Below are 16,650 nucleotides of genomic sequence, written 5' to 3' on the forward strand. Positions count from 1 at the left end.
GTGGGGCTGAGCGTGTAGGTGGGTGTGGAGCCTTCAGCGGCTCTGCAGACTCAGTCCGTGAGGGAGAGTGTTGACTCCTGTGCGGAAGGCCTGAGACTGTTCTGCGCGGCGCTGCTGTTTTGCGAACTCGGCCGAGCGCTGACGGTGGATGACCGCTGACAGGAACTGTTCGGGCATCGTCCCCTCCGGCGGTGCCGGCGCAACATAGGGGTTGAGTTCGGTGGCGAGCTCCTTCGCCCGCTCCCAGCGCGAATCGCGTCCCAGATTCTCAGCCATCGACAGGAACTGGACGATTCGCCGGTGCAGTCCGGCCGGAAGTGTGGCGATGTCGGTCTCCGCCAGCCAGTTGTGCAGGTGCGGTGAGACATGCGTGTGCACCGGCTGAGGTGGGGCGGTGCGTTCACTCACAGCCATCGTCCCGGCCATGTAGTCGCCGAGGCGTTTGGACTGCGGAGAGATCAAGCCGGAGAGAGCGGCCACACCGCCGCCGGTCGACAGGATCTCGAAGGGCCAGAGAATAGCTCGAATGAACGAATGCCTGGCTCGTACGGCGCCACCGTCATCGCGGACGACGCGCAGGCCGAGGATGAGCTTGCCGAGTGAGCGGCCGTGGGTGAGGACCTCGACGATCATCGGCAGGAGAACGAACACCGAAATGCTCATGATGGTCATCACCGATGTGAGCAGCAGCTCGTTGACGTCAAGAATCTGCAACAGGAACCAGAACATGGCGACGATGAGCCCGATATTGACGATTGAGTAGACGATGAAGTCGATGAGGCAGCTCAAGGCACGTGCCGCCAGGGCGGCAGGCTGAATGCTCAATTCGACGGCTTCTCCCGTCACCAAAGTGCTCACAAATCCATCCTGTCACAATTCGCATTCCCACTTCACGGCGGATCGCCCGTCATCTACATTCGGTGTGGAAGAACTCTCGGATAGGGTTGAAGCATGGACCCGAATCTGCTGGCCGAACTGCACGGCGACAAGTGGCGAGAACTGTCCATGTTGGCGAAGAAGAACACACTCAGTCCGGTCCAGACCCACAGATTCCTCGACCTCTATCGTGATGCGTCGAAGGATCTCTCGCGGATCATGACAGTCGCACCCGACTCGGTGGAAGCTGCACGTCTGTCGACGATCGTCCATCGCTCGCGCAACCATCTTTCCGCAGTCCCATCCGGTGGTCTGAGCGGTCTCTCCCGCTTCTTCGTCGTCAGCCTGCCGCTGTCGATCTATCGGCTCCGCTGGGACTTCCTCATCGTCGCAGTCTGCTTCCTGGCAGTCGCGAGCCTGGCCGGGATCTGGGCGGGAATGCATCCGGAGGTCCTCGAGACCTTCGGAGATCATGCATTCCGCAAACAGTTCGCCGAACATGATTTCGTCAATTACTACAAGGAGAATCCGAACGGCTTCTTCGCCGTGGGTGTGTGGACGAACAACGCCTGGATCGCAGTGCAGTTCGTGCTTCTGGGCATCACGGGAGTCTTCGTCGTCTCAGGACTGTTCTCCAATGCCGTCAACGTCGGCTTCTCCGGGGCGATGATGTTCGAGTTCGACCGCGGTTCGGATTTCTTCCTCTACATCCTCCCGCACGGCATCCCCGAGATCAGCTGCATCATCCTCGCCGCAGCAGCGGGGCTGAGACTGTTCTTCGCCTGGGTGGTGCCGGGCCCACAGCTGCGGCGGAACAAACTGGCCTCGGAGGCCAGATCACTGTTGACAGTCGCTGGAGGACTGGTCATCATGCTGTTCATCTCGGGTCTCATCGAAGGATTCGTCACCCCGAATCCGATTCCACCGGCGCTCAAGATCGCCATCGGCGTTGCCTATACGGCCGCAGTCATCGGCTATGCCTGGTACTTCGGCAAACGCGCCGCCAGAGCCGGACTCAGCGCCGACCTCGACGAACACCAGGCCGGCTACTCGATCCTCGCCACCGACAGGTAGGGTCTCCACCGATAGTTGGGCCCCATAGACCGGTAGGGGCTCGCCGCGGCCTAGAGCTTCCCTGTGGCCTTGAGATTGATGTAGAGATCGGCCAATGCTCCAGGCAGATCGTCGGGTCCAGCTTCGACGGACTGGACACCGGCTCCGCGCAGACGCGTCTGCAGTGACTTCGACGTCAGCAGCTCCGATTCCGCGGCAGCGGCCGTGAAGATCTCATCGATTCCATCACGTCTGGCGGCCAGTTCCTGCAGTCCGGGATCCTCGACGGAGGCTAGGACCACACGGTGCCGGGCCAGGAGAGTCGGCAGCACCGGCAGGATCTCATCGGAGACGCTGCCCTCGTCCAATGCGGTGACGAGGACGACGAGGGCATGTTGGCGCGACGTGGCCAGAACCGTCGAGGAGATCTGCTCCCAGTCGGCATCGTAGAGTTCCGGATGCACAGTGGTCAGCGCCACCGACAGGTCATGGACAGGGTCCTCCGAGCGGTGGCTTGAAGCAATGGCGCGGATGCGTGCATCGGCGACGACGACATCGACGCGGTCACCTGCTCCCGAAGCCAGGGCCGTCAGCAGCAGGGCAGACTCCAGCGCCGCATCGAAGACAGTGCCGTCTCCACACCGTCGTGCTGCCAGTCGGGACGAATCGACGACGATGACGACCCTGCGATCACGTTCTGGCCGCCAGGTCTTGACCACCAGATCCTGGGCCCGGGCACTGGCACGCCAATCGATCGAACGCACATCATCACCGTCGACGTAGTCGCGCAGCGAGTCGAACTCAGTGCCCATGCCGCGGATCATCACAGCAGAGCGACCGTCGAGCTCACGCAGCTTCTGCGTCTTCGACGGCAGTTCACGTCGGGAGATGAAGGGCGGCAGGACGCGCACGACGGCGGGCACGTCGAAGCTCTTCTGGCGAGCGATCAAGCCCACGGCGCTGCGGCTGCGGATGGTGACCTTGTCACCGTGCAGGGCACCGCGACGCACCGGCAGGAGCTGAGTGACCACCTGGGTGTTCTCCTCCGGAGCCAGGTCGAACTGCGAGCGGGTGCTCTTCGCACCGGCACTCGGCGACCAGGCATCGCGGACCGCAAGACGCAGACGCCGGGGAGAGTCGTTGACCACCGTGAGTGTGGAATGGGTGGGGTCTCCCAGCCGGACCATCGGTCCGGGTGTGCGCTGAAGGGAGGCCAACCTCGGCGGTGGTGTGAGGAAGAAGTCGACGAAGGCGAGGAGGACGATGACGCCAGCGACGATCAGCGCACTGGTGAACCCCGGCATGAGCATGACGGGGATGATCCCAAGCAGGGTCAGCAGGAGCAGACGTGTGGTCATTCAGCGCGGGACTTCGGTGGTTGCGATGATCGAGTTGAGGACCTGATCGACGTTGAGCCCGTCCATCTGAGCCTCCGGACGCAGGATCACACGGTGTCCCAGAGTCATGTGCGCCAGCGCTTTGACGTCATCGGGTGTCACGTATCCGCGACCTGACAACCAGGCATAGGCGCGTGCGGCACCGAGCATGCGGGTGGCGCCACGCGGGGAGACGCCCAAGGCCAATGACGGTGCCTGCCGTGTGGCCCTGGCGAGGTCGACGATGTAGGTGATGACCTGTGGGGCGATGTAGATCTCGGCGATGCGCTCCCGGGCCTGGGCGATCATGGCCGCGTCGACGACCGGGGTCAGTCCCGCCTCGGCGAGGTGGGAGGCATCGAAGCCGTGTGCGTGACGGTTGAGGATCTCGAATTCGAGATCGCGTTCGGGCAGTCCGAGCACGAGTTTGAACAGGAACCGGTCAAGCTGAGCCTCGGGCAGGGGGTATGTTCCCTCATACTCCAGTGGGTTCTGGGTGGCAGCGACCATGAACGGTTCGGGCAGCGCACGGGAGCCGCCGCCGACGGAGACCTGATGCTCCTCCATGGCCTCGAGCAGAGCCGACTGGGTCTTGGGCGGGGTGCGGTTGATCTCATCGGCGATGAGGATGTTGGTGAACACGGGTCCGGCACGGAACTCGAAGTTCGACACGGATGCGTCATAGACCAGCGAGCCGGTGACATCGCTGGGCATAAGGTCCGGGGTGAACTGGATGCGTGTGTTGTCGAGGCTAACCGAGGTGGCGAAGCTGCGCACCAGGAGGGTCTTGGCAACACCGGGCACACCCTCGAGCAGGACATGGCCCTGGCACAGGAGGGCGATGAGCATGCCGGTGACTGCTTCGTCCTGACCGACGACGGCCTTGGCGATCTGCGTGCGCACATCGACGAACGCCTCGCGCAGCGGGTCGCGCTCCTGGGCCGGCTGCTGTGGGGCTGGTGCCGGCTGAGCCTGCTGCTGAGCCGGTTGTTGCTCGTGCGACGGGGTCTGCTGCGGCTGCGCTGGTGGCTGCGGCTGCACCGGCTGCGGCTGAATCGGCTGGGCCGATTGTGGCTGGGCGGAGTTCTCTCCAGGAGTCTGTGTCATGAGACCTCGCTTTCGATGAGGGTGAGCAGATGGACGATGTTCGTCAGATCAGAGTCAGTGCGGGGCACCGCGGAGGAGAACACCGACTCGATGTGGGCAGGGTCGCGGCCCGTTGCATTTGCGATGCCGACGATGATGTCAGCGAGTCCCGCCTCGGGCCCCAGTGCCAACCGTTTCGCGATGCGCAGCAGGGCACCCGTGCGCAGAGTGTGCAGGGCTCCGGACCGGTCATGACTGCGCGCAGCCAGGGCCGCCCGACCGTGCACCGTCTCCACCGCCGGAACGATCACCGGCAGTCGTTCGACGGCCAGAGGACCGAACCTGCGGCCGATGATGAGCAGGAGGACGATGATGCACGGAACCAGCCACACGGCCCCGGCGATGAACCAGCTGGGCACATAGTCCAGGGTCGACGGTGCCGATTCGACGTTGTCAGACTCGGTCGGATAGTAGACGACCAGGTGGTCGGTCTGTGAGAGTTCGGAGAGCACCAGCGAGGCATGCCCCTCCTCGTCGATGCCGGCGTTGGTCGCCCAGTTGGAATTGCCGAGGACGGTGACGGGAAAGTCGCCCTCTCCTCCGCCGCCCTCATCGACGATGAGCTGTCCGCGAGCCGACCCGGGAGTCACTGCGCCGCCATCGATCTGCGAGACACCGGGACCGGCAAATGGGTAGCAGGCGGTCAGGCTCTCGGTGCCCTTCCTGGCTTCGGCATATTCGGACTCACCGGTCTCCACCGGGCCGGCAGCCTCAGCTGAAGGCACAGCACAATCGGGCGATGAGATCGTATCCGGAGATGCCAGCGGACTGAGGCTGTCGTTGACAGTGATGCGGTCGGTGAATTCCTGGACGGCATAGCCGGGGTCGATGAGCACGAGACGGTTGTCCTCGCCTGCCAGTGCCGACCGGAAGCCATCGATGTCGCCCTGGGAGAGCAGCTCGGCCTGCGTCGGGATCAGCAGCGAGGTGTCGGGCTGTCCGGCGGCTTTGTGGGCCGTGTCGAAATCCTCTGTGGTGGTGACATCGACCCCGTGGTCGCGCAGAGTCTCGACCATGGCCTTCGCGCCGTCGCGAGAGGAGGAATCGTAGTGCAGCGGTTCATCGGTGCCCCGGTCAGATGTCATCAGCATAGTCGCGATCACGGTGATGAGGATGGCGACGGCCGCGACGATCCACACCCCGGCTGATCTCAGGCGAGCCGTCAGCGGCACGGCCGCACTGGAACGAGTTCCCCTGGTCGCGACATCGATGTGGGCGCTCATGATGGCACCGCCGATTGCTGCCGGAGACTCAAGGAGCTGAGCCTGCCATCGAGTGCCCGGAATTCGTTGTAGGTCGCCTGCAGCGAATCTGTCGAAGTCCGGGCGGGATCCTCACCGAAGAGGAGGTCGTTGAAGACGTTCGCCACGCGAGCCAGCTCTCGTCTCTGCTCTGGCAGCTGCTCTCCGGCGGTGCGGCTGAGCTCGCTGGCCGTTGACGCCGAATCGAGAGTCACGATCTGCTTCTGCGAGAGTACGGCGAAGATGGCACGGGCGGAATCGATGACCGCGGTCCGCATGTCTCCGCGCTCGGCCGCTGCCTGGGCACTGTCCCTCCACGGACCGGGCTGCGGTGAGGCGACGACGGGGTCGAAGGCCGACAGCGGAAGGCTGGTTTTCTTCAGTCCGACGCGCCCGACTCGCCAGATGATCAGCGCGATGATGGCGGCGAGGGCCACGACGACGATGAGGAGCAGCCATGGTGAGTTGCCGTCCAAGGCTGTGGAGATGATTGAGTCCCAGATTCGGCTGAGCCATTGTCCCAGCTGTTCCAACGGCGTGAGATCGGTACTCGAGTACTCGTCCTTCGACAGTTCGTGTTCGACCCATTGACGACCGGTCTCACGATCGATGGGAGAGCTGCTGAGCAGGCTCATGCGCTGCCCTCCTCACGGCGGATGAGAACCAGGTCGAAGCCTTCAGAGCGCATGCGCTGGTCGAAGTAGCAGACGCAGACGAGGCAGGAGAAGTAGGCGAAGAGGATCGCTGAGGACACTGTCGTCAAGATCAGGAGCAGGGCTCCGGCGACGACGGTGATGGCGGTGAGCGACATGGAGTCAGCGGCAGCGGCACCGATGGCAAGAGTCGCGATGACGGTGAGGATCGAGACGAGCGGGGTGATGATGAGCTGGACCAGTTGGTTGGACAGGAAGTAGCCGAGCCCGAGCTGGCCGAGGGTCCGCCAGAAGCCGCTTCCAGTCAGCCTCCACGACCGGCGCAGTCCCGCACGCACACCCAGACGCTCGACGGCGATGGCCGAGCCGGTGAAGGCGAACCGCAGGTTGAGCCAGATCAGGGCGCACAGCCACAGACCCAGTGCAACGAGAGCGGTGACGATCGCAACAACCGGGTTGTCGGCTAGAGCGAACAGAAGTGAGGGGAGACTGAGCAGGAGCAGCAGGCCGAGGTTGACGCCGCCCAGGAGCAGCGCGGCGAGAACGAGTGTCCACCGGCGACCGCGCAGAGATTGCCATGACTGCGTCAAGGTCGTCTTGCGTGCCCCGAACGAAGCCTCGGCGCCGCTGGCAGCCAGTCCGGCAAGGAAATGGGCCACGCCGAGGCTGAGCAGGCTGATCGCGAACGATCCCATCTGCGCGAGCAGGAAGAATCCGGACATCGCGTCGTCGTTGCTGACGATGTCGTTGAGGAAGGGCAGGAACTGCAGGACGACGAAGGTCCCGAGCGCGGTCAGAATCAGGGTCCAGAGCGTGAATACGATGAGGGCGGCACCGATGGTAAGGCCGGGAATGAATCGCAGCAGCCGGAAACCGGAATCGAGCACCTCGAAGAAGGTCAGCGGTCGTTTGGCCAGGACTCCACGCGGGGAAGGCGGGTGCCATTCGTGATGCGTCGGGCCCTGATCTCGTCGTTGCCACTGACCGGTCTGCCAGTCGACCTCTGAGGTCCACGCATTCGATCGTCCCATCACCGACCAATCCTGCCATGATTCGCGGTCTGACACCGAGTCGAACCGCCACTGAAGCCGAGTTCACAACGTCTGCATTCAGCAGCGGGGGGTGTCGAGGTCGAAAGATTGGGCGCTCATAAGCGACAATGGGAGCATGAACGCTCGTATCCTCGTAGTTGATGATGACACGGCTTTGGCCGAAATGATCGGAATTGTGCTCAAAAGCGAAGGCTTCGAACCTTACTTCTGTGCCACAGGCGATCAGGCTTTCGAAGAATTCCAAAAGGTGAATCCGGACCTCGTCCTCCTCGACCTCATGCTGCCTGGGAAGGACGGACTTGAGGTGTGCCGGGAGATCCGGGAGATCTCCTCGGTGCCGATCATCATGCTCACGGCGAAATCGGACACCGTGGACGTCGTCCTCGGCCTGGAGTCCGGCGCCGATGACTACGTTCCCAAACCGTTCAAGCCCAAGGAGCTCATCGCCAGGGTGCGGGCCCGCCTGCGCATCTCCGAACCGCAGGCACCGGAACTGCTCACCGTCGGCGATGTCGTTGTCGATGTCGCTGGTCACACGGTGACCAAGGGCGGTTCCCCTATCTCCCTGACTCCGCTCGAGTTCGATCTGCTGGTGGCCCTGGCCCGCAAACCCTGGCAGGTCTTCTCCCGTGAGACCCTGCTCGAAGAGGTGTGGGGTTACCGGCATGCGGCGGACACCCGTCTCGTGAACGTGCACGTGCAGCGACTGCGTTCGAAGATCGAACGTGACCCGGAGAAGCCGGACATCATCGTCACCGTTCGCGGCGTGGGATATAAGGCAGGCAGAGCGGCGTGAGTCCCTCCTCGGCTGTGGGCGGAGCGATCCGCACCGCAGCCTCGGCGGTCCGGACGTTCTGGAGGTTCCTCCTCCGTTCGTTCAGCCATTCCCTGCAGCTGCGGATCGTCGTCCTCACCATCGTCCTCACCTCCGTGGCCATCTTCGGAGTGGGGACGTACATGTCACAGCAGATCTCACGCGGCCTCTTCGACACCCGGCTCCAGTCCCTGTCGTCCCAGGCCGGGACCATCGTCTCCGAGCTGCGCAGCCTCGCTCCCGTCGACGGTCAGGCGGTGACCCAGGAGAACCTGAGCTCTCAGCTCTCTTCGATCTTCAACCGCTCCACCGGCTCCGTGTACTCGCTGACGTTGGAGCCCAGCGATCCGAACTCCTCGTTCTCAACCATCAGTGCCGGGACGACTGACTCCGATGGCTCCGCCGTCGACGTTCCCGCCACCGATGAGCTCAAGGAAGCCATCAGCCAGGCCCCGACCGATGACATGCTCTATCAGTCCGTGGCTCTCCCCGACGGTTCCGGACCCGGTCTGCTGATCACTCAAGAACTCCAGATACCCAACGCCGGACAGTTCCAGCTCTACTACCTCGGTGACCTGTCCGAACAGCAGGACACCTTGGACTTCGTGCAGAGATCGATGCTCGTCGCCGCCCTCGTCCTCGTCGTCCTCGTCGGTGCTGTGGCCTGGATCGTCACCCGGCTTGTGGTCACTCCTGTGCGCACCGGCGCCGAGGTGGCACGTCTGATCGCCGATGGTGACCTCGACGAGCGCATGCCGGTTCACGGCAACGACGAGATCGCGGTGCTGGGGGAGTCCTTCAACGACATGGCCGACACCCTGCAGCATCAGATTCAGCAGATGGAGCGGCTCTCTGTCCTGCAGCGGCAGTTCGTCTCCGATGTCTCCCACGAGCTGCGCACACCTCTGACCACGATCAGGGCCGCCGCCGACCTCATCTACGATGCCCGCGACGACCTCGATCCGGTCACATCCCGCAGCGCGGAACTGCTGAACTCGCAGGCGGAGAGGTTCGACAATCTCCTCTCGGACCTGCTCGAGATCTCCCGCTATGACGCTGGTGCCGCCGCCCTTGTAGCCAAGCCCGTCGACGTCGGGGCGATCGTGACCTCGATCATCGAAACGGTGTCGATGGTGGCCGACCAGATGTCGACGAATATCGTCGTCCACGCCCCGTCTTCGCCGGTGATGGCCGAGGTCGACCGAGTCCGCATCACCCGAATCGTGCGCAACCTCGTCGTCAATGCGATCGAACACGGAGAGTCCAACCCGATCGACATCTATGTCGCCTCCAACGCCGAGGCGGTGGCCGTGAGCGTACGCGACCATGGGGTGGGCATGAATGAAGAACAGGTCGAGCACGTCTTCGACCGGTTCTGGCGTGCGGATCCCGCTCGCAAACGCACCCTGGGCGGTTCCGGTCTGGGTCTGGCGATCTCGCTCGAGGACGCTCACCTGCACAACGGCTGGCTGCAGGTCTGGGGCAAATTGGGAGAGGGTTCGTGCTTCCGCCTGACCATTCCACGTCGTCCAGACCAGGAGATCACGTCCTCACCTTTGCCGCTGCCGCCGCGAGATGCACAGATCCAGGGGGCTGCCCTGGTGGCGGGTCCGCTGTCCTCAGACGGTTCCGTGCGGATCCAGACGGGCTCGATTCCCATCGTGGTCGAGACCGGCCAGGCTGCACCCAGCCACGACGGCCTCGTTGATCGGCCCGAGGTCATCCGCGGGGATTCCGCCATCATCGACGACGGCACCTCTGCTGCCACACACTCCGACGACGACACGCGTGAGGACATTCGTGACGACATCCGGGACGACAACGAGGCCGAAGAATCCATAGAAGGCAGCGACAAGCCAGAAGTTGCGCAGGAACCCGAGCCCCGCATGGGCGCGGACACCGGGAACGACTCGGACACCGAGCCCATCGCCGACGCTGATACCGATACCGATGCCAACGCTGATGCCGACGGCGACGCCGACGCGGATGCCGATGTCGACGCCGATGTTAGCGGCAGCGGGGGCGACAGCAACGCGGGCGGCGACACCGAAATTCACATCGACATGGACACCGTGTGGCACCCCAGCACGACACCTGAAGGAGGATCGCAGTCATGAAGACCCCCCGCCGTAGGAAGAGTCTGCAGATGCTCGTCCTCGCCATCTTCGCCAGCATGGCGCTGGGGGCCTGCTCTTCGATCCCGAGCAGTTCGCCCGTCGGCCACATCGAAGCGGGATCCGGTGACCCCGGAGCCAGCAGCGCCCGTATCCCCGATGGGCCCGAACCCGGTGACAGCATCGGTGAGATCGTTCGCGGTTTCTTAGCTGCCGGCGCGGGCACCGGCAACAACTTCTCCGTGGCCAAGTCCTTCCTCACTGAGGCAGAAGCACAGGAATGGAATCCGCAGGAATCGGTGTCTGTGCTGCCCAATGACACCGATTTGGATTCGCTCAACGCTGAAGTCACCTCCGACCAGAAGACCCTGACGATGTCGGCTCCGGTCGTCGGACTCGTCAACTCCTCGGGCATCTTCAACTCCACCAAGCCGGGCACCCAGTCGAACATGGAGTTCTCGCTGCGTCAGGAGAACGGGGAGTGGCGCATCGCCTCGGCGCCCGATGGTCTGCTCATCTCTGAAGCAGAGTTCCAGACGATCTTCCTCAACTACTCGCTGCAGTTCTTCACCTCCGACTACTCCTACCTGGTCCCGGACTCCCGCTGGTTCCTCCGGTCCTCGTCCACACCGACAGCGCTCATCAACGAACTCCTCAGCGGACCCGCCTCGTACCTCTCCGGTGCGGTCGTGACCGCAATACCCGACGGTGCCAAACTCAGCGACAGCAACGTGGTGACCATTGAAAACGGTGTTGCGCACATCGCCCTGGGCAGTCAGGGAGACTCACCGACGGACAAGGAGAAAGGGCTGATCCGACAGCAGATCGCGTCGACGCTCAAGGTCATTCCCTCCATCTCGAGCATTGAGCTGACCATAGGCGGACAGCCCGTCTCGGAGAGTCTGCAGCCGAAGACCGATTCCTCGGTCCAAGTCGACGGTCCACCCGTCGTCCTGTCTCAGGACCGGCTCTCACGCATCTCCGGCACGACAGTGGCCAAGGTCGAGAACAGTCCGAATCTGTCCAAGGCCAAAGCCAGCGACCCAGCCGTGTCATTCGACGATTCGCTCTACGTCTACCTGCAGAATTCCGGGAAAGAACTCATGCGGCTCAAGACCGATGCCGTTGACGCGACTCCGATCTTCAAGGGCAAGAAGCTCGTGCGCCCCAGCATCGACCGGTTCAACACGGTCTGGACCGGAGAGCGCGATAACAAAGGCAAGCTCACCGCCATCGGCGAAGACAGCAAGGAGTATTCGATCGCCACGGACTTCCTCTCCGGTCGAGATCTCATCGACCTGGAGGTCTCACGTGACGGGACACGGATCGCGCTGCTGAGCCGGCACAAGGGCGAGCCGTCACGCATCGACGTCGTCGGCATCCCTCGTGACAAGGCGGGCAACCCCTCGAGTGCTGTGGCCGATGCCCCCATCGAGGTCGGATCGAACTTCGACGAGGTCAAGGACATCTCCTGGGCAGGATCGACCTCTCTGGTGGCCTTGGCCGCAACGGAAGGCGAGCAGGTCCAACCGTTCCGCATCGGCGTGACCGGACCGCCCGCACAACTGGGAGAAGTCCCCGATGGCAGCCGCATCGCCTCCGGCGAGGACGGTCGTTCGATTCTCGTGACGAGCTCATCCGGCGAGATCTACTCCTACAATTCCAACGCCTGGCAGAAGCTCGTCGACATCACGGCCAAAGATCCCTCCTATCCGGGCTGAGGTGCGAAGCTCGGCGAGGTAGATTTCTCCCATGGGACTGCTCACCGGACTCGGCGAACTCTTCCTGCCCCGCCGGTGCGCCGGCTGCGGACGGGAGGACGTTTCCCTGTGCACGGCGTGTCTGCATCTCCTCGGTGGCATCCCACGCGCCATGGAACCGCGATACGGTCAGATTCCCGTCGTCGGCGTCTCGGAATACAGCACACAGATTTCTCATATGGTGGTCAACTTCAAGGACAACGGCCGCCGCGACATTCTCGACCCGCTGGCCCTGGCACTTGCACGCTCCATCACCGCGGCCTTGGAATTGGCTCATCATTCGGGTGGGAGGGTCAGACTGTTTCCCGCGCCGAGCTCCCCGCAGGCTCTGCGACGTCGCGGCCGTTCCCATACGGCGACATTGGCCAGCCGCGCCGCGCAGCTGGTTCCCGAACTGTCCCTGGAGGTCATCGATGTTCTCCTCACCAGACGCCATCATGACCAGGTCGGTCTGGGAGCACATGCCCGGGAGGCCAACGTGGCCAGATCGCAGTATCTCAATCCGACGATCCTGCCCTCGGCGATTGCGGCGCAGGGCGGCGAAACGGACTCGGAATCGGGTGTAGACCTGCTCATCGATGATTTCTCAACCACCGGCGCAACCTTGGCAGAAAGCGCACGGGTATTAGCATCGGTGCAGATCAGACCCGCTGCAGGAGCCGTTCTCGGTCTCGGCCGCGGGGGCACTCGATTTGTCTCTCCCTTTACTGTATAACGGTGTTTACCCATCCAAGGGAATGGGATCGGATGAATCCGAAGAACGAGTCGCTAAGGACGCATCATGGACATTGTTGTCAACGGACGTCAACTGACCATCTCCGACAGTTTTCGGGCCCACATTGAGGACAAGATCGCCAAGGTCGAGCAGCTCGCACCGCGAGCGCAACGAGTCGAAGTGCACGTTGCTCACGAGAAGAACTCTCGCCAGCCCGAGACCAGCGAACGAGTCGAACTCACTGTAGTGGCGAAGGGACCGGCCATCCGCGCGGAAGCCATGGCAAGCGACAAGTATGCGGCATTGGATCTGGCTTGGGCGAAGCTCGTCGAACGATTACGGCGTGCCAGGGACCGTAACAAGGTTCCTCGAGCCGGCCACCATCGGAAGGAATCGACCGCAGAGGCACTTGCGAAGATGCCCGTGGCCGATTCGCTCGTCCCCGAAGAGGGCGAGGCGATCGACGCGAACGCGTCCGCGAACAACGATCAGACGAACGGGCGGATCAAGGCCGAAGGTGATTCTCCGGTGGTTCTGCGTGAGAAGACGTTCAACGGCTCTCCCATCGGCATCGAAGAAGCACTCAACCGGATGGAACTCGTCGGACACGATTTCTACCTGTTCATCGACGAGGAGTCGAGCAAACCGTCCGTCGTCTACCGCCGCAAGGGGTGGAGCTACGGGGTCATCGCCCTTGATCCTGAGCTCGAGGCAGTCGCCGACTGAGTCGAAGGCAACAGTGCTGGCTCAGGCTGAGCGATACTGATTCGAACTCAGACCAGAATCAGAACACGATCGCCGAGGTGGGAGGGCCCACCTCGGCGATCTGTGTCTGTGGATATGTCGGCGGAGTCTCAGGCTCGTGCGCCCGCACGACCCCAGGTGACCAGTCGCCAGAGCCTCTCCAACGGTCCCTGCCCGACGAAGCGCAGCCACAGTGCGGAGACCACGATCTGGACGATCATGATGCCGACGCAGATGAGCACGCCGGCCAGATATCCGTCATGATCATCGAACTGGGCCAAATCGGGCTCAACGGCCTTGACACCCAGGATGAGCAGTGTGGCTCCGATGTAGTTGCTCAGCGCCATCCGACCCAGGGGTGCGAAGATCGACCGCAGAACCACCTCGGCGGGGGTGAGCATGAGCAGCAGGATGATGACGACGAGACACAGGGCCATCGTGATGCCGAGGCCGGCTGTGATCCACATGTGCAGCTGGCGGGTGATGTAGTCGGTGAGGAGGAATCCGGTGGCGGAGATGGCGGCGCTGGCGGCTCCGATCAGAGCCAGCCAGCCGGGATGGCGCAGTGCGCGACGGATGGCATCTGCATATCCGGCGGCGAATCCGAGCAGGAAGAGGCCGGGGATGATCACCTGGCCACCGCCGAACCAGACCCCGACGGCCAGGAGGACCCCTCCGGTGATCGATGTGGTCGCGGCCAGTGCGCGAGCTGGAATCCATGTCGACGGCAGCAGGATGACGATGGCGACGAGCGCATAGGGCAGCAGAGCCTCACCCGGCTGCAGGAACGCGTGGCCGACGCCGAGGAGGGCGAGGAACAGGAAACGGCGCAGCAGGGCGAGCCTGGGTCTGGGGCTGCGGGCTTGGGCTGAGTTCCACATGATGCCGAAGCCGATGCCGAAGAGCAGAGAGAAGATCGGGAAGAACCTGTTCTGCACGAAGTCCTGTTCGATCCTGTAGAAGCTCTGGACAGCACCGGTGTCGGTGATAGCGTCCAGGCCGAAGAGCGGCGGGAGATTGACGATCATGATGCCGCACAGGGCGATACCGCGCACGACGTCGAGGGCAGCGATGCGGGACCTGGCTGCAGTGCGTGAGCCGCTCGGGGTGCGGGGCCCGTTCGCAGCGCGTGTCGGGGTGCGTGTGGGGGTGCCGGAAGGTGCTGTGGACAGGTGGTCACTGGTGTCTGAACTCATGTGTTCCATCGTGGTTCAGCCAGGCTGTCGCCGACATCGGCCCAATGGCCGGACTCCGCGATCAGGCGTCAGCCATTCGGCCGATTCATTGCCCCCGACTCCCACATCCGTGCGGCGATCTCGACTCGGTTTCGGGCGCCCAGGCGCGTCTGGATACTGCCCAGGTGGCTCTTCACTGTCCCCAACGAGATATAGAGCTCGGCACAGATCTCCTGATTCGTCCGACCCCGCGCCACGAGGCGGGCGACGTCGTTCTCCCTCTCGCTGAGCCCGGCGATGCGGTCCTCGCCCGTTCTGGTGTCCTGGGCGCGGCGGCTGAGCAGATCCAGGGTCAGCGACGGTGAGATCAGCGCGTCACCGTTCGCGGCGGCCCTGACAGCGGCCAGCAGCAGGTCCGGGCCGGCATCCTTGAGGAGGAATCCGCTGGCACCACCGGCCAGGGCCGCATCGACGTAGTCATCATCGTCGAATGTCGTGACCATGATGACCTTGGAGATCGGTGTCAGCCGGGGCAGGGCGGCGAGTCCGTCGAGCTTGGGCATGCGAATGTCGAGGAGGATGACATCGGGGCGTTCGCGTTTGGCCAATGCGATGGCATCGACGCCGTCAGAGGCCTGCCCGACCACAGTGATCGACTCATCGGCGTCGAGGATGAGGGAGAACCCCATCCGCACCATTTCCTGATCATCGACCAGCGCCACCGTAATCACGATCGTCCTCCGTCGGCTCGTGTCGGACTCATCCCTGAACTCACGGGTTCAAGGGTAGCCGAGTCTCGAGCACCCAGCCCCCGTCGTGACTGGGCCCGGCGAACAGCTTCCCGCCGAGGTGGTCGACCCGTGTGCGCAGACTGTGGAGACCGGTTCCGCTGCCGGCACCGATTCCACCTGCCCCGATTCCACCGGCGCTGGGGCCGTTGATCACGGTGAGGACGATGTCACGACGTGACCCGTCATCGGCCATCGCCGAGGTGGTGGTGAACAGCCGGACCGTGATCGGGACGCGGGACCCGGCATGGCGGCGGATGTTCGTCAGGGCTTCGGCCAGCACCCGGTCGAGGACGGGCCAGATGGTGGTGGGGGCCGCCTCGGCGTCGGTGCCGTTGAGATCGAGAGTGAGGTCCTCAGCCTCGGCGAAGCCATTCGCCCGGTCGATGAGCCCCTGGATGCCGGAGACGACGGGGGACCGGGCACTGGCATCGCCGGAGACGGAGGAGGTGTCTGAGACCAACGACCGGATCTCCTCCAGAGCACGTGTGCCTGACTCTTCGATCTTGGACAGAGCAGTCCTGAGGATCCCGGCGTCCTCGCTGCGAGCCGCCGCCTGGGAGAGGACGACGATTCCGGTCACCTCGTGGGCGACCAGATCGTGGAGCTCCGTGGCCATGCGACGTCGTTCCGCCTCGGCGGCGGTGGCCTGACGTTCGAGCAGGGACCGGTCGACCATGCGCAGCAGGAGCCCCAGGGACAGGCTCGCTACGATCACGGTCGAGGTCGCGAAGGCGAAGTTGATCCCGTCGGGCATGAGACCGGGGACGACGAGGTTGCCCACCGAGAGCAGGATGAGAAGCAGCAGCTGGATACGAGCAGTGAACCAGCGGGAGAGCATGACCACAGTCACCAGGCTCAGCCACATCACAGTCAGGCTCAGGGTCGCGGCTGCCGCGACCGGGATGAGCGCCAGGATCAGAGCGAGCGCGGCGAACGGCAGCAATGAGATCTGAGGCCGCGTGACCCCGGCCGCGGCTCTTTGGGTGCGGACGAGGATCGGGAGTGCGGTGGCCAGGGCAAACACATCGGCAATGATCACCAACCAGCCCGAGCCGGTGAGCACCTCTAAAGCGAAGGTCAGAGGCAGGGGAAGGAGCCACAGCCACGTGATCACAGTCTTCATCGCTTCCCAGTGTAATC

The 16,650-nt window shown here is 63.6% G+C and carries 15 protein-coding genes; 6 read left to right on the top strand and 9 right to left on the bottom strand.

The genetic code is table 11. The annotated features are described in order from the left end of the window. Positions 1-33: 33 nt before the first annotated feature. A complete protein-coding gene (locus LQ788_RS08305) occupies positions 34-858 on the bottom strand; it encodes an RDD family protein (protein WP_231446643.1) in 825 nt (274 codons plus the stop codon). 93 nt (positions 859-951) lie between these two features. On the opposite strand from LQ788_RS08305, the gene LQ788_RS08310 reads away from it, so the two are divergent. After that, complete coding sequence (locus tag LQ788_RS08310; protein ID WP_231446645.1) at positions 952-1,950, top strand: stage II sporulation protein M; 999 nt, start codon at positions 952-954, stop codon at positions 1,948-1,950. 50 nt (positions 1,951-2,000) lie between these two features. Here LQ788_RS08310 and LQ788_RS08315 read toward each other — a convergent pair whose 3' ends face one another. Genes LQ788_RS08315 through LQ788_RS08335 form a run of 5 tightly spaced genes read right to left on the bottom strand, consistent with a single transcriptional unit; the run spans position 2,001 to position 7,376 of the window. Further along, positions 2,001-3,287 carry a DUF58 domain-containing protein gene (locus LQ788_RS08315; RefSeq protein ID WP_231446647.1) on the bottom strand — a complete coding sequence of 429 codons (1,287 nt, stop codon included), beginning with the start codon at positions 3,285-3,287 and terminating at the stop codon, positions 2,001-2,003. Beyond that, positions 3,288-4,412, bottom strand: a complete 1,125-nt coding sequence (locus LQ788_RS08320) for an AAA family ATPase (RefSeq protein WP_231446649.1) — start codon at positions 4,410-4,412, stop codon at positions 3,288-3,290. Further along, positions 4,409-5,674, bottom strand: a complete 1,266-nt coding sequence (locus tag LQ788_RS08325) for a DUF4350 domain-containing protein (RefSeq protein WP_231446651.1) — start codon at positions 5,672-5,674, stop codon at positions 4,409-4,411. The genes LQ788_RS08320 and LQ788_RS08325 overlap by 4 nt, the downstream gene beginning before the upstream one ends. Continuing rightward, the gene (locus LQ788_RS08330; protein WP_231446653.1) at positions 5,671-6,327 is read right to left on the bottom strand and encodes a hypothetical protein; all 657 of its coding nucleotides are present in this window, start codon (positions 6,325-6,327) and stop codon (positions 5,671-5,673) included. Before LQ788_RS08330 ends, LQ788_RS08325 begins: the two co-directional genes overlap by 4 nt. After that, entirely contained in the window at positions 6,324-7,376 is a 1,053-nt protein-coding gene (locus LQ788_RS08335) for a hypothetical protein (protein ID WP_231446655.1), read from the bottom strand. The genes LQ788_RS08330 and LQ788_RS08335 overlap by 4 nt, the downstream gene beginning before the upstream one ends. Before the next feature lie 136 nt (positions 7,377-7,512). On the opposite strand from LQ788_RS08335, the gene mtrA reads away from it, so the two are divergent. The 5 genes from mtrA (at position 7,513) to hpf (ending at position 13,526) form a co-directional block, all read left to right on the top strand. Next, positions 7,513-8,193, top strand: coding sequence for an MtrAB system response regulator MtrA (gene mtrA / locus LQ788_RS08340; RefSeq protein ID WP_231446657.1), 681 nt, complete (start codon positions 7,513-7,515; stop codon positions 8,191-8,193). Continuing rightward, complete coding sequence (gene mtrB, locus LQ788_RS08345) at positions 8,190-10,328, top strand: MtrAB system histidine kinase MtrB (protein ID WP_231446659.1); 2,139 nt, start codon at positions 8,190-8,192, stop codon at positions 10,326-10,328. Before mtrA ends, mtrB begins: the two co-directional genes overlap by 4 nt. Continuing rightward, positions 10,325-12,046 carry an LpqB family beta-propeller domain-containing protein gene (locus LQ788_RS08350; protein ID WP_231446662.1) on the top strand — a complete coding sequence of 574 codons (1,722 nt, stop codon included), beginning with the start codon at positions 10,325-10,327 and terminating at the stop codon, positions 12,044-12,046. Before mtrB ends, LQ788_RS08350 begins: the two co-directional genes overlap by 4 nt. A gap of 31 nt (positions 12,047-12,077) precedes the next feature. Beyond that, a complete protein-coding gene (locus LQ788_RS08355; RefSeq protein WP_231446664.1) occupies positions 12,078-12,800 on the top strand; it encodes a ComF family protein in 723 nt (240 codons plus the stop codon). A 66-nt stretch (positions 12,801-12,866) separates the two neighbouring features. Next, positions 12,867-13,526, top strand: a complete 660-nt coding sequence (hpf, locus tag LQ788_RS08360; protein ID WP_231446666.1) for a ribosome hibernation-promoting factor, HPF/YfiA family — start codon at positions 12,867-12,869, stop codon at positions 13,524-13,526. Between the two features lie 128 nt (positions 13,527-13,654). On the opposite strand, the gene LQ788_RS08365 is transcribed toward hpf, so the two are convergent. The 3 genes from LQ788_RS08365 to LQ788_RS08375 all read right to left on the bottom strand — a co-directional run bounded on the left by LQ788_RS08365 (position 13,655) and on the right by LQ788_RS08375 (position 16,633). After that, positions 13,655-14,740 (bottom strand): DUF418 domain-containing protein, encoded by a 1,086-nt coding sequence (locus LQ788_RS08365; RefSeq protein ID WP_231446667.1) that lies wholly within the window; start codon positions 14,738-14,740, stop codon positions 13,655-13,657. 68 nt (positions 14,741-14,808) lie between these two features. Next, entirely contained in the window at positions 14,809-15,453 is a 645-nt protein-coding gene (locus LQ788_RS08370) for a response regulator (protein WP_231447369.1), read from the bottom strand. Positions 15,454-15,490: 37 nt separating this feature from the next. Further along, a complete protein-coding gene (locus LQ788_RS08375) occupies positions 15,491-16,633 on the bottom strand; it encodes a sensor histidine kinase (protein ID WP_231446669.1) in 1,143 nt (380 codons plus the stop codon). Positions 16,634-16,650 lie beyond the last annotated feature (17 nt).

The sequence above is a fragment of the Brevibacterium zhoupengii genome (assembly GCF_021117425.1).
GTDB classification, from domain to species: domain Bacteria; phylum Actinomycetota; class Actinomycetes; order Actinomycetales; family Brevibacteriaceae; genus Brevibacterium; species Brevibacterium zhoupengii.